This window comes from Lentihominibacter faecis (assembly GCF_014306095.1).
GTDB classification, from domain to species: Bacteria; Bacillota; Clostridia; order Peptostreptococcales; family Anaerovoracaceae; genus Lentihominibacter; species Lentihominibacter faecis.
Genome location: NZ_JACRWC010000041.1, coordinates 1 through 14,094 on the forward strand (window position 1 = coordinate 1; position 14,094 = coordinate 14,094).

At 47.6% G+C, this 14,094-nt stretch carries 11 protein-coding genes; 10 read left to right on the forward strand and 1 reads right to left on the reverse strand.

The window, feature by feature from the left end; translation table 11 throughout:
* Window positions 1-30: 30 nt before the first annotated feature.
* Window positions 31-219 (forward strand): hypothetical protein, encoded by a 189-nt coding sequence (locus tag H8876_RS02860; protein ID WP_249286435.1) that lies wholly within the window; start codon window positions 31-33, stop codon window positions 217-219.
* Window positions 220-305: 86 nt separating this feature from the next.
* Window positions 306-1,922, forward strand: a complete 1,617-nt coding sequence (locus H8876_RS02865; RefSeq protein ID WP_249286436.1) for a carbohydrate-binding domain-containing protein — start codon at window positions 306-308, stop codon at window positions 1,920-1,922.
* Between the two features lie 317 nt (window positions 1,923-2,239).
* Here H8876_RS02865 and H8876_RS02870 read toward each other — a convergent pair whose 3' ends face one another.
* The gene (locus H8876_RS02870; protein ID WP_249286437.1) at window positions 2,240-3,370 is read right to left on the reverse strand and encodes a 3-phosphoglycerate dehydrogenase family protein; all 1,131 of its coding nucleotides are present in this window, start codon (window positions 3,368-3,370) and stop codon (window positions 2,240-2,242) included.
* A gap of 197 nt (window positions 3,371-3,567) precedes the next feature.
* Here H8876_RS02870 and serC point away from each other — a divergent pair, with 197 nt between their 5' ends.
* From serC to H8876_RS02910, 8 genes are all read left to right on the forward strand, one after another.
* Window positions 3,568-4,656: a 3-phosphoserine/phosphohydroxythreonine transaminase gene (serC, locus tag H8876_RS02875; protein WP_283241734.1), complete on the forward strand. Its 1,089-nt coding sequence runs from the start codon at window positions 3,568-3,570 to the stop codon at window positions 4,654-4,656.
* Entirely contained in the window at window positions 4,656-6,050 is a 1,395-nt protein-coding gene (locus tag H8876_RS02880; protein WP_249286438.1) for a serine hydrolase, read from the forward strand. The genes serC and H8876_RS02880 overlap by 1 nt, the downstream gene beginning before the upstream one ends.
* Window positions 6,043-7,953, forward strand: a complete 1,911-nt coding sequence (uvrC, locus tag H8876_RS02885) for an excinuclease ABC subunit UvrC (RefSeq protein WP_249286439.1) — start codon at window positions 6,043-6,045, stop codon at window positions 7,951-7,953. The genes H8876_RS02880 and uvrC overlap by 8 nt, the downstream gene beginning before the upstream one ends.
* 67 nt (window positions 7,954-8,020) lie before the next feature.
* Window positions 8,021-8,293 (forward strand): DUF1292 domain-containing protein, encoded by a 273-nt coding sequence (locus tag H8876_RS02890; protein ID WP_177265695.1) that lies wholly within the window; start codon window positions 8,021-8,023, stop codon window positions 8,291-8,293.
* A gap of 70 nt (window positions 8,294-8,363) precedes the next feature.
* Window positions 8,364-9,758 carry an NAD(P)/FAD-dependent oxidoreductase gene (locus H8876_RS02895; RefSeq protein WP_177265694.1) on the forward strand — a complete coding sequence of 465 codons (1,395 nt, stop codon included), beginning with the start codon at window positions 8,364-8,366 and terminating at the stop codon, window positions 9,756-9,758.
* 1 nt (window position 9,759) lies between these two features.
* Entirely contained in the window at window positions 9,760-10,176 is a 417-nt protein-coding gene (locus H8876_RS02900) for a C-GCAxxG-C-C family protein (RefSeq protein WP_249286440.1), read from the forward strand.
* 3 nt (window positions 10,177-10,179) lie between these two features.
* The gene (locus H8876_RS02905) at window positions 10,180-11,916 is read left to right on the forward strand and encodes an AMP-dependent synthetase/ligase (protein WP_249286441.1); all 1,737 of its coding nucleotides are present in this window, start codon (window positions 10,180-10,182) and stop codon (window positions 11,914-11,916) included.
* A gap of 33 nt (window positions 11,917-11,949) precedes the next feature.
* Window positions 11,950-13,758 carry an AMP-dependent synthetase/ligase gene (locus H8876_RS02910; RefSeq protein ID WP_249286442.1) on the forward strand — a complete coding sequence of 603 codons (1,809 nt, stop codon included), beginning with the start codon at window positions 11,950-11,952 and terminating at the stop codon, window positions 13,756-13,758.
* Window positions 13,759-14,094: the final 336 nt, after the last annotated feature.

Sequence of the window (14,094 nt, forward strand, 5' to 3'; positions counted from 1 at the left end):
GCATACAAACTGTGGGAGGAGGACTTGACTATGGCAAACGGAAATGCGATAATCATTGTCAGCTCGGCTCGGCAGGAGCATAGTGCCGTTTTTTCAGCGTGTCAAGTCTTATTTCATACAATTTATAACGAATCGGTTGCCGGAGACAGGGCGCATTATGCCTTGGCTTCGGCTTTTTGCGTTTGCCGGAAGGATGGTGATTTGATATTGAAATCCTAACTACCACCCGTAAACACATCTTTTCTCGGTATGTCGGCTGCCGAAGAAAGAAACAAGCAGACAATTAGAAAAATGGAGGAACTGTTATGAAGAAAAAACTGTGGACAATCCTAATCAGCATTGTAATGGTAGCTGGACTCCTGCCTGTCACAGCACTGGCAGCGGAACCCACGGCCTACGACATCTGGGTAGACGGCGTACAGGTCACGTCTGAGAATAAGGATAATCTTTGCAGCGGAACAGTAAGCTATGACCCGACCACTCACACCTTGTCTTTGAACAATGCTACCCTTGACAGCGACACCATGTTAGACTACGGTATTAAAACGACTATCCCCAGTACGTTGAAGATACGGTTGACCGGGACAAATAGTATTACCCGAACTGATACCGGCGGAGGAGTGGGAATATACCTCAATTACAGCAATTCTGTCGAGATTACCGGCGACGGAACACTGGTGATCAACGTTATCGGGAAAAACTACGATGGAATTAGTACAGGGGCTGACGTCAAGATTTCCGATAAAGCAAGGGTCATAATAAACTCTAAAGGTGGATTGGGCATAGCCGGAAGAATGGTCGAAATTGACGGGGCAACAGTGGATTCCACCGGCTTGTATGCCGGAATCGATGCCCATAGGCTGAAGATTGTAAACGGCGCCGATGTTACGCTTAAGGCGACTCAGGACGGACGCAACGGAGCATATATCTGGAAAGATCAAGATGGAAACGGCGGCGATATTGAACTTGCTGCATCTAAAGTTAAAGCAACAAGCTATTATCCCGCTTTGTATGCTGCAGGTGATCTGACGGTTAACGGCGGCGAGGTAAACTGTACCTCTACTGCGGACGGTGCAATATGGGTAAAAGGCAATATTCTGATCAAAGGAGGCGCCAAAGTAACCACTGACGGTAAATACCCGATGGGCGGTAACGGATCTTTCACCGTAGAAGAAGCAGAGGTTGATGCAAAGAATACGAATGAGAATAATATCCCTGCAATTTTCGATGAATGTGTGCCTGTGATTGCCGATGGCTATCACCTGAACTATGCAAAAGCTGTAGACTCGGAAGGAACAGAAATTGACCTGCTTTCCAGCGGTACTCAGTACTTTGCGCTTTATAAAAATGTTCATTTTATCACAAAGGCTGTCTATCCGGTTTCTTTCGTTGTAACGCCAGACGGTCTGACCAATGTTGTTGTTAAAGTAAATGGTCAGGAGGTTACCGGCCCTGTCAGTTTGGAAGCAGGAACTTACCCTGTTGAGGTAACAGCTGATAACTGCAAAGCGTACAGCGGCAATATAACGATTACGGCTGATACGGCAACGCACACGCAGACGATTGCAATGACTTATTTACCTGCGGACTACACTAAGGTCGACGAAGCCATTGCCAAAGCAAATGCCCTGAACAAGGACGAGTACAAAGACTTCTCTGCTGTGGAAACCGCTGTCAAAGCCGTTGTCCGTGGTAAAAATATTACCGAGCAATCCGAAGTGGATAAGATGGCAAAGGATATCGAGGATGCGATTGCAGCTCTTGAGAAAAAGCCAGCCAGCACCAAACCGGAAACATCCGATAAGAGTTCGCAGACCGGCGATACAAGCAATCTTGCTTTGTGGATTGCCCTGCTGTTTGTCAGCGGCGGTGCAGCCATTGGCACAACGGTTGTCAGCAGAAAGAAAAAGTACAGCAAATAATTGAATAGCGTACCCTTGCTCAATCTTCCGAGCAAGACAAAAGCGTCGTAGCAATACGGACTAATCAAAGTTTCTTGAGGTCTGAAAAAAAGAATAACAAAACACAGCTGGAGATTCGATATTCGAATCTCCAGTTTTTTCGCTGAGAGAACAGAAAGCGATTCCTGAGATGGAGTCCGTCAGCATTCATCCTAACTCGCACCAGATATATCACTGGGCATGACTCCTTTAGAATACAGGCGCTGCCTGCAAATCAAATCCGCATAAAAATATCTCCAACCATACAACTACGGCTGGAGATAGAAAAATTTTATTTTTTATTTCAAAATCCGTACGCGGATGATGCCTTCTCCTTCTAAAGCAGCAGCATCTACATCGCCGGAAGTTTCAGCAAGCGTGTAAGCGTAGTCGCCTCTCGTCTTGTTGATCACATCGCCGTCTGCGATAGCGGCAACCTTTTCCAGAGCACCGGCGTCAGCCTTGGAGATGACTGCGATCCTGGTTCCCTTCTTAGGTCCCAGCGTGCAGGCCGGCATGTTTACAGAATTCACGATATTGCCGTTTTCCAGGTAATCCATGATCTCATCAGCCGCCATAACAGCACAGTTGTCTTCTGCTTCTGCAGAGGATGCGCCAAGATGCGGAGTAGCGATCACGCCTTCTTTGCCGATAACTGCATCGTTAGGGAAGTCTGTTACATACTTCTTTACCTTGCCGCTTTCGAGGGCAGCCAGCATATCAGTATCATTAACCAGTTTGTCTCTGGCGAAGTTTAAGAATACAACGCCGTCCTTCATCTGAGCGATGGCTTCTGCATCGATCATACCTTTCGTATCGTCCATTACAGGAACGTGGATGGATATGTAATCGCACTGCGGATACAGATCCTTCAAAGCATCCACGATATCGATGGTGTTGGACAGGGAATGCGCAGCTTTAACGGACAGGAACGGATCATATCCGATGACTTTCATGCCAAGAGTTTCTGCAGCGTTGGCTACAAGAACGCCGATGGCACCCAGGCCGATCACCCCTAAAGTCTTGCCTTTGATTTCTGTTCCGGCAAACTGACCCTTGCCTTTTTCTACTGCTTTGCCGACACCTTCTGTTCCGGTCAGGGTGGAAGCCCATGCCAGACCAGCAGGAACGTTTCTTGCCGCCAGCAGCATGCCGGTCAGGCACAGTTCCTTTACTGCGTTGGCGTTAGCACCCGGAGCATTGAATACCACGATCCCCTGTTCTGCACATTTGTCCAGCGGAATGTTGTTTACACCAGCTCCGGCTCTTCCTACTGCCAGCAGATTGTCAGAAAGCTCCATCTCGTGCATGTCGTAGCTTCTGAGAATAATACCGTTTGCTTCTGCGATGTCTTCTACGACTGTATAGTCGTCTGTCAGACGTGCCAGACCAACCGGTGAGATTTTGTTAAGTGTTCCAATTTTGTACATATCTGTTCACCTCTCGACTTGGAATTATAAAGTAAAAACCGTGTTCCGAAGAACACATTTGAAAAACTTAATTTACTGAATAGTATACCACTTTACGCCAGTTGGGTAAAGTGGTATAATGGATTCCATTATAAAGGTTTTTTACTTATCAGCTTATACTCAAGAAAATGATGAATTAAAATATGGAGGTGACCTAATTGAGTAACGAAAGAGCTTATAATTTCTCGGCAGGTCCATCGATGCTGCCGTTACCGGTGATCGAAGATGTAGCTGCTAATCTGGCAAACTATAAAGGATGCGGGGAATCCGTAATGGAAATGAGCCACAGATCCGCTGAATTCAAGGCGATTCTGGCCGATGCAGAACAGAACTTGCGTGACATCATGAATATCCCTGACAATTACAAGGTAATGTTTATCCAGGGAGGCGGTACACTGCAGTTTGCCATGGTTCCGCTGAACCTGCTGCGCAAGTCCGGCAAGGCTGACTATGTCATCACAGGAACATGGGCCAAGAAAGCTGCCAAGGAAGCAGAAAAATTCGGCGATATCAAGATCGTAGCATCTTCTGAAGATTCTACTTTCTCCTATATTCCGAAGGTGAACAGAGAAGATTTCCGTCCGGATGCTGATTATGTACATATCACACTGAACAATACGATCTACGGAACACACTATCCGTATATCCCGGACACAGGAGATATCCCGCTTGTAGCAGATATGTCCTCCTGCATTCTGTCTGAAGAGATCGATGTAACGAAATTCGGGCTGATCTATGCAGGCGTGCAGAAAAACGTGGCGCCTTCCGGTATCGCTGTTGCGATCATGAGAGAAGATCTCATCGGTTTTGCCAAGGAGAACGTACCGACTTATCTGGACTACAAGATCCATGCAGATAACGGATCCACATATAATACACCGAACTGCTTTTCCATCTATGTAGCAGGTGAAGTGTTCAAGTATATCAAGGACATGGGAGGCGTACCGGCAATGCATAAGCTGGACGTAGAGAAGGCTGATAAGCTTTACGATTATATCGATGCGAGCAGCCTGTACAACTGCCCTGTAAACAAGGAAGACAGATCGCTGATGAACGTAGTGTTCGTAACAGGGAATCCGGATCTGGATAAGAAATTCGTTGCGGAAGCCAAGGCTGCTAATCTGCACAACCTGGGCGGACACAGATCCATCGGAGGAATGCGTGCCAGCATTTACAACGCAATGCCGATGGAAGGTGTTGACGCACTGATCGATTTCATGAAGAAATTCGAGGAGGAAAATAAATAGTGAAAGCTTTCTCCAAGAAAAGCAGCTATCTATTAATAATCATGATGATCGCGGCACTGCTCCTGACGGGAACAGTGCCGTCTTTTGCTGCAAAGAACAAGAAAACCTATACGACTCCGGAAGGCACTGTGTATCCGCTGGAGAAAACGACGATCCTGGAAGGCATCCCGGAGGTAAAGGGAACCAGTGCTATTATGATCGACGGGGGAAGCGGCAAGATCCTTTATGAAAAGAATGCAGAAGAACCAAGGGATCCGGCCAGCATCACCAAGATCATCACCTGCCTTCTGACCCTGGAAAACATGGATCTGAATGATGAGGTGACGATCACCCATGATCCTGTGACGACGGGACAGAATATTGCGCTTAAAAAGGGAGAAACATTAAAGGTAAAGGATCTGCTTCATGCGCTCATGCTACACTCTTCTAATGATGCTGCCGAGGTGCTTGCTATTGCAGTAGGCGGGGATTTCGATACCTTTGCAGAAATGATGAACGAGCGAGCAAAGGAGTGCGGAGCAAAAAATACCACATTCCACAATCCTAATGGCTTGAATCCGGATGGACAGGAGCACAACTGGACGACAGCGTATGATATTTCCATGATGGCGCGGGAAGCTATGAAAAATCCAACCTTCCGCAAGCTGGTGACGACGACACATTACAAGATCCCGGCAACGAATCTGTCGAAAGAAAGAAAACTGAAGACGACCAATCCATGCCTTGGCGTATACGACGGCATTACCGGAGTGAAAACCGGGACCAGCAAGACGGCAGGCTTCTGCTTTTGCGGCAGCGCGAAACGAGGCAATACGGAACTGATCGCTGTTTCACTGAATTCCGGAGAAGATCAGCGCTTTACAGATGTGACCAAACTGCTGGATTACGGCTTTGCCAACTACCGTACATACACGGCAAAAAAAGGTGGAAAGGCTTTAGAAGAAGTGAAAGTTAGGCGTGGTGATCTGCACTCGGTTGAAGCAGGTCTGACACAGGATCTGGATCTGACCCTGGCTAAAAAAGACAAGGGCGAGGGCATTACAACAGAAGTCAAACTGTCAGAGGAGAAGCTGACGACACCTGTCAAAAAAGGCGTACAGGTGGGAACGGTGACCGCCTATGATAAAAATCACAAAAAGCTTGCTGAAGCGAAGCTTGTCACCCTGGAAACTGCAAAGAAAGGCGAGATCCTCTCTTATATCGGTATCGCTGACGAGGATCGTGGCGTTTTCCTGGTGGGACTGCTGATCGCAGCCGTCTTAGTGATCCTGATACTTTTGATCCTCAGGCGGATGCGGCGAAAAAAACGGGCTCGCAGAAAGGCACAGCGTAACAGAGCCATCAGAAGAAGAGCTCGGGAACGGGAGAAAGACCCGTTTAATCGCAATGTTTGATATAAAAGAAAATCTAAAAAATCTTCCGGATACGCCGGGAGTTTATCTGCACAAGGATCGCCTTGGAAATATAATATACGTCGGTAAGGCAGTGTCGCTGCGAAACCGGGTGCGCCAGTATTTTCAGTCCACGAAAAACATGGCTCCAAAAGTGCGGAGCATGGTGAGCCAGATCGCGGAGTTTGAATATATCACGGCGGGAAGCGAGACGGAGGCGCTGATTTTAGAGTGCAATCTGATCAAGAAATACCGTCCGAAATACAATATACTGCTGCGGGATGACAAAACATATCCGTATATCAAGATCACGAATGAAGAGTATCCGCGTATCATCAAGACCCGGATCGTTAAGAAAGATGGGAGCAGGTATTTCGGGCCTTACAGCGATGCGGGCGCAGTCAATAAGATCGTGGATCTTCTCAACGCCAGTTTCGCATTGAAAAGATGCTCTGCCACATCTTTTCCGCCAGGGTTCCGCCCGTGCCTGAACTATCACATAAATCAGTGCAAAGGTGTTTGCAGTGGTGAAGTGGATCGACAGACCTATATGGAAAGCATCGAGGGGGCAAGGGAATTCCTCAACGGAAAAAACAGTAAGATCCTTGGACGGCTGAAAGAGCGGATGCTGGAAGCTTCTGAAGCTCTCAATTTTGAGGAAGCTGCCCAGTATCGTGATTACATCGAGGCTGCAAAAGCTCTGTCGGCAACTCAGCGCGTCGTTATGCATCAGGCAGCGGACATCGACATTGTGATCCCGGCAAGGGGACAGGAAGAGGTCCATATGGTCATTTTCTTTGTAAGGGAAGGTAAGCTGGTGGGACGCGAGACTTATGAGATGGAGTCTTCCTGGGAAGAAAACAAGCAGGAACTCGTTGCAGCATTTCTCAATCAGCATTACAGCCAGATGCCCAATTTCCCGAAGGAGATCCTGTTGACACATACGCCTGAAGACTGTGCGGCGCTGGAAGAGTATCTCAGTGAACTTGCAGGGTATCACGTGAAGCTTTACCGTCCACAGAAAGGTGAGAAAAAAGCTCTGGTGGATATGGCGGCAAAAGATGTCATTGAAATGGTCAAGACCATCGATGAAAGGGCAGAGGCGGCACGGGAAAGAAAGCAGAGTCTGGGCAGCGAAGTATTCGCGGTTCTAAAGGAAATGAACGCAGCTTCTGGAGAATATGACGGAAGAGACTTTCGCGCGGAAGCATATGATATCTCTAATACCAACGGAGTCGATACTGTTGGTGCCATGGTGACATTTGATGGCTTGAAAGCAGATAAAAAAGGATACCGGAAGTTTAAGATCAGGACTATCGAAGGACAGGATGACTATGGCTCCATGCGAGAAGTATTATCTCGCCGATTCCGGCGTGTCATGGAAGGAGATGAAGCTTTCGAAGTGCTTCCGGATATTATCTTCATGGATGGCGGCAAAGGTCATGTGGCTGTGGCTTTGGAAGTTTTGGAGGCGGCTGGATTTGATATCCCGGTGGTCGGCATGGTAAAAGACGATAAGCATCGGACGCGAGCCTTGATCTACCGTAAAAACCTCTGCAAAGATCCTGCGGAGGCAGCTTTGCAGAAAGAAGAACCTGTGTATGAAGAAATCCCGCTAAAGGGAAAACCGATGCTTTTCCGTTACATCGGCAGGATGCAGGAAGAAGTGCATCGATTCGCCATCGAATACCACAGGACTTTGCGAAACAAGCATGCTTCCGGATCCGTTCTGGATGAGATCGAAGGGATAGGTCCTGTGCGAAGGAAGGCTCTGCTGGAGCATTTTAGAAGTGTAGAGCGGATCAGGCAGGCCAGCCGTGAAGAGCTGGAAGCTGCTCCCGGCATGAATGCCCGGACGGCAGAAAACGTTTGGACATATTTTCGTATTGCGAAACCTCGCGCATAGTGGTATAGTAATGCTATAACAAAAAATATGAGAAAGTTGTATTTTCTTAATACGATGGAGGAACTAAATGGCTGAGAAAAAAGAACTGTACGGCTACGAAGAAGATGATATTCTGACGCTGGAATTTGACGATGGCGAAGAGGAAGAATGTGGGATACTGGGTGTGTTCGACGCACTGGGCAAGGAGTATATCGCTTTGAATCCGCTGGGAACAGAAGATGTATATCTTTACGGATATAAAGAATACGAAGAGGATTATGAACTGATCGACATCGCTGATGAGGACGAATTCGCTAAAGTAGTAAAAGAGTTTGAACAATTGGCAGTAGAAGAAGCATAAATGAAAATGACGGAAGAAAAAAGGGGTGCAGTTCGAAAGAACTGTGCCATTTTTTGAGTTGGAGGAAATTATGAAAAAATATGACATCATCATCGTAGGAGCAGGCGCCAGCGGCGTGTTCATGTCTTACGAACTGGCGAAGCTGGACATCGATGCCAGTGTTCTGATGCTGGACAAAGGTGCTCCGCTGGAAAAGCGGCAGTGTCCGATCAAGAAAGGCGCAGGCAACTGCCTCAAGTGTGAGCCGTGCCATATCATGAACGGCTATGGCGGAGCAGGAACTCTTTCCGATGGAAAATACAATATTACGACACAGTTTGGCGGAGATCTCCATAATTACGTTGGTACAGAGGAAGCGATGGATCTGATGGAATACGTGGATCAGGTGCTTTGCAGCATGGGGGGTGCAGATGCGAAACTGTATTCGACTGCAAGCTCGGAGCTGAAGACGACGGCACTGCGCAACAACCTGCATCTGCTGGAAGCCAAGGTGCGCCATCTGGGGACGGATAGAAATGTAAAGATCCTGGGGCGGATCTTCGATTACTGTAAGACTAAGGTGGAATCCCAGTTTTACACCACCATCAGCGGCGTAACGAGAGAAGACGATGGAACGTTCAATGTAATGACGGACAAGGGTGACGTGTTCAACTGCAAAGATCTGGTTCTGGCTACGGGACGTTCCGGATCCAAATGGATCTCGGATGTCTGTGATAAATTCGGGATCAAACAGAAGAAAAACCGGGTGGATATCGGTGTTAGAGTGGAACTCCCGGCAGAAATTTTCAAGCATATCACAGATGATGTATATGAGAGCAAGATCGTATATAAGACTGATAAATATAATGATATGGTGCGGACGTTCTGTATGAATCCATATGGAGAAGTGGTAGCGGAGAATACCAACGGTATCGTGACAGTAAACGGTCACAGCTATGCAGATCCTGCACTGCGGACGGAAAACACCAATTTCGCGCTGCTGGTATCAAATAAATTTACGGAGCCGTTCAAAGACAGTAATGAATACGGTGAGTCTATAGCCAGACTTTCCAACATGCTGGGCGGCGGTGTGCTGCTGCAGCGCTTTGGAGACCTGGTGAAAGGCAGACGAAGCAGTGACCGCAGAATGGAGAAGTGCTTCACACGACCGACGTTAAAAGCAACGCCGGGAGATCTTAGCCTGGTCATCCCGAAGCGCCAGCTTGATAATATCATCGAGATGATCTACGCACTGGATAAGATCGCACCGGGAACGGCTAACGAAGATACGCTGCTGTACGGCGTGGAGGTCAAATTCTACAATTCCAAGGTAGAAGTAGATGAAAATCTGGAGACAAAGGTGGAAGGGCTATATGCTCTGGGAGATGGCTCCGGCGTGACACATTCTCTGTCGCAGGCTTCTGCCAGCGGGGTACATGTAGCTCGTATCCTGACGGAAAAATATAACGGAAAGGAAGCGAAGTAATATGGCAGATGAGGTAAGAAAAGCTTTGGAAAATCACAAGAAAGGTTACAACTGTGCACAGGCGGTGGCATGTGCGTTCAGTGAGCAGCTGGGAATGGATGAAAAAGAGGTGTTCCGGCTGATGGAGCCTTTTGGGTTTGGAATGGGAACAATGGGAACCTGCGGAGCTGTGTCAGCAATGGCGGCTGTCGTGGGAATGAACGTTTCAGACGGCAATCTGGAAGTGCCGACCACGAAACGTCAGAGTTATAAGGATATGAAGGAACTGACGGAAAAATTTCAGAAAAAGAATGGATCAGTGATCTGTCGCGAGATCAAGGGCGTGGACACAGGAAAAGTGCTCCGCAGTTGTGACGGATGTATTGCGGATGCCGTGGAATTTTTGCAGGAGTACCTGAATCCGGACGAGGAGGCGTAATGCATGAACAGTAAAAAGTATAAGGATGTGCTCTATGAGGTGAGAGAGATCACAGATCTTCGGGATATGATCCGCTCCAGTGCAGAGCTTTTCAGCGATGATCCGGCATTTCTTGTCAAAGAAGTCCCGGCAGGAGAATATGTACCGATCACGTATCGTACCCTTAAGTCGGATATCGACTGCCTGGGAACATATTTTGCCAAGGTGGGGATGAAAGGCAAAAAGATAGCTGTTATTGGAGAAAACAGCTACCAGTGGGTCGTCGCGTATCTGGCAGCTGTCAACGGTATGAGTATCGCTGTGCCACTGGATAAAGAACTGCCATCTCATGAGATCCACAATCTTTTGGTGCGCGCGGAAGTGGATGCGATCCTGTTCTCTGCCAAGGTGGAAGACAAGACGCTGGATGCGCTGGAAGGAATCAGTGGCGTCGATCTGCGTATCCGAATGAATGGGGTAAGCATCGATTCGGATGTAAAAAGCTGGGAAACTGTCATGGAAGAAGGAAGAAATGCGCTTCTGGAGGGATGCCGCCAGTTCATGGATGTAGAAATCGATCCGGATGTAATGTGCGCATTGTTGTTTACCTCGGGAACGACTGGAAATTCCAAGGGCGTTATGCTGTCCCACAGAAATATTGCGGCTAACGTATATAATATGTCCAAGTATGTAAAGATCAGAAGACCGGGTGTAGGTCTGTCGGTTCTGCCGATGCACCATACTTACGAGCTGACCTGCCACGTGTTTACAGGGCTGTACCAGGGTATGTCTATCGCTATCTGTCAGGGCCTTCGTTATGTGCAGCAGAACCTGAAGGAATCGAAAGCCACAGTCATGGTGGGCGTTCCGGCAGTTTTTGAGATGATGCATAAAAAAGTCTGGAAGCAGGCGGAAAGCTCAGGTTCTGCAGGCAAGATGACGTTTATGATGAATCTGGCGAGAAAGACCCATATGTTTAACAATATCAAACGGATGCGAAAGATCTTTGAGCCGATCCATTCTGCTATCGGCAATCATATGGAACTGTTCATCGCTGGCGGTGCAGCCATAAACCCTCAGGTCATCCGCGATTATGAAGCGCTGGGGATCCCGATGATCCAGGGCTATGGTATGACAGAAAATGCGCCGATCATTGCGGTAAACAGAGATTATTACAGCAAGGCTGAGTCGGTAGGACCTCCAATGCCGGGGACAGAAGTACGGATCTTCGAACCGGATGAAGAAGGCGTAGGAGAGATCATCTGCAAAGGACCGTCTGTGATGCTGGGATATTACAAGGATCCGGAAGCGACGGCGGAAGTACTGAAAGACGGATGGCTCTATACTGGAGACTTTGGCCGGTTTGACGAGGATGGATTCCTTTATATCTGTGGCCGGAAGAAAAATGTTATCGTAACGAAGAATGGCAAGAATATTTTCCCGGAAGAAATCGAATATCTGCTCCTTGAGCAGCCATATATTGAAGAAGTGATCGTTTATGGCGTATTGGAAAAAAAGAGCGGCGATACGGTGGTGACTGCAGAGGTATATCCGAACTTCGACGCGATCCATGAGAAATTCGGTGCAGATCTGTCTCAGGAGCAGATCCACGATATCATCAAAGAAAATGTGGAAACAGTCAACGATAAGATGACGAATTACAAGCGTGTCAAGAGGATCAAGCTGCGTGACATCGAATTCGAAAAGACTACTACACGCAAGATCAGAAGAGTGAAAGGCGGCGTAAGAGCAGAAGAATAGACTGCAGAGCGTTGACTGGAAAAGGAGCAGACGATGACATCTAATATTGTTTTCAGCGAGAAAAAGCAGAAGGATATGGAGTGGGCGAAAGGAATTGTGTCTCGTATCGAAGCGGATCGCAGGGAGTTCGTAAAATATAAGGACAGCCGGCCGATCACGGACATCAAGCACATGATCGAAACGAGTGCGGAGCTATACGGAGACAACACGGCTTTTTATCAGAAGTATAAAGGTGATGAGACTTTTACAGCGATCTCCTACAGACAGATGATAGAAAAAGTCAACGGACTCGGTACGGCGTTGATCCATCACGGTCTGCAGGGGAAGCGCATTGCGGTGATAGGAGAAAACAGCAGTGAGTGGGCGATCTCTTATCTGGCGGTCATCTGCGGAACGGGGATCGTTGTCCCTCTGGACAAGGAACTTTCAAAGGAAGAATTGAAGCATCTTGTTCAGCGTGCGGAAGTTTCCTGCGTATTGTGCTCTTCTAAATACCGGAGCGTTTTCCAGGAGATCTCTGCGGAGTTGGATCAGTCTCTGATGCTGGTGGATTTTTTTGCTGAAAAGGAAACGGAAGGCGTTTTCTCGTTATCGGAACTGATCGATGAGGGAAAGGCGCTTCTGCAAAAGGGCGAGAGGCAGTTTGTGGAGGCAGAAATCGACAGCGACGCCATGAGCGTGATCTTGTTCACCTCCGGGACTACAGGAGCTTCCAAGGGCGTTATGCTGAATCATAAAAACCTGGCGGCGGATCTGATGGTGTCTCCGACGGTTCTGAAAGTAAATACGTGGGATATCTTCTTCTCGGTGCTGCCGCTGCACCATACGTATGAGTGCACATGCGGGTTCCTGATGCCGCTTTATAAAGGCGCGGCCATCGGGTATTGTCAGGGATTGAAATACATCGTGAAAAATCTGCAGGAGGTTCGTCCGACCATGTTTCTCGGCGTTCCTGCCATCTTCGAAAATCTGTATCGAACCATATGGAAGAATATTCGTAAGCAGGGCAAGGAAAAACTGGTGAAGCGGATGATCGGGCTCAACCGGTTGACGAAGAAAATCGGTCTGGATCTGAGTGGGAAATTGTTCCGTCAGATCACCTCTGTGTTTGGAGGAAGACTCCGCCTGATGATCTGCGGCGGTGCGGCCATCAACCCGCAGGTACTCAACGGGATCGGTGATTTCGGAATCCTGGCGCTGCAGGGGTATGGTTTGACGGAGTGTTCTCCAATGGGAGCACTCAATCCGGACACTGCCCCAAACCCGTCATCCATCGGTGTGTGCTTCCCGGGATTTGAGCTGAAGACGGTGGATCTGAACGAGGAAGGCATAGGAGAGATCTGCATTCGCGGCGACAACGTGATGATGGGGTATTACCAGATGCCGGAAGAAACAGCGGCCGTTATCGATGAAAATCAGTGGTTCCACACGGGAGACCTGGGATATATCGATGAAAATAGATATGCTTATATCACCGGAAGAAAAAAGAATGTTATTATTACGAAAAACGGCAAGAACGTTTATCCGGAGGAGCTGGAATATCAGCTTTCCCTGAGTCCATACATTGAGGAGTCGTTTGTGTTCAGCAGCACACAGCCGGGCGAATCCGATATTTCCATCGTGGCATCGATCCGGCCAGACATGGAATTTATCCGTGAAGAACTTCCGACAGAACCGACGGATCAGGATATCAAGACGATATTGTGGGAAGAAGTGGACAAGATCAACAAGACAGCACCGCTCTACCGCAGAATCAGGAAGCTGATCCTGCGAAAGAAGGAGTTTATCAAGAATACGTCCAATAAATTGGTAAGATTTGCGGAAGAGAATAAGGTGGAGTAAAAGTATAAAACAGAACAAATAGAGCTTAAAAAGATCTGCATGGCGGGAAATGACTGCCATGCAGGTTTTTTATTCCTAGTACAAAAAGTATACAACATACAAATGTGTACTTGAGTACAAAAATGATTGACAATCAAAATACAGAAAATTATAATAAAGAAAATGAATTACTTATTTACTTACTTACTTACTAATTATAATTTACTTATTGAAAGGAGTTTTCAAATGACTGTTAATCCAAGACCCCCAGAGAAGAATACAGCTCTGACGCCTCTGCGCAAGCTGGGTTATGAAGCTGGGATAACAACAGAATCTATTGCTGTCTCTTATACACAT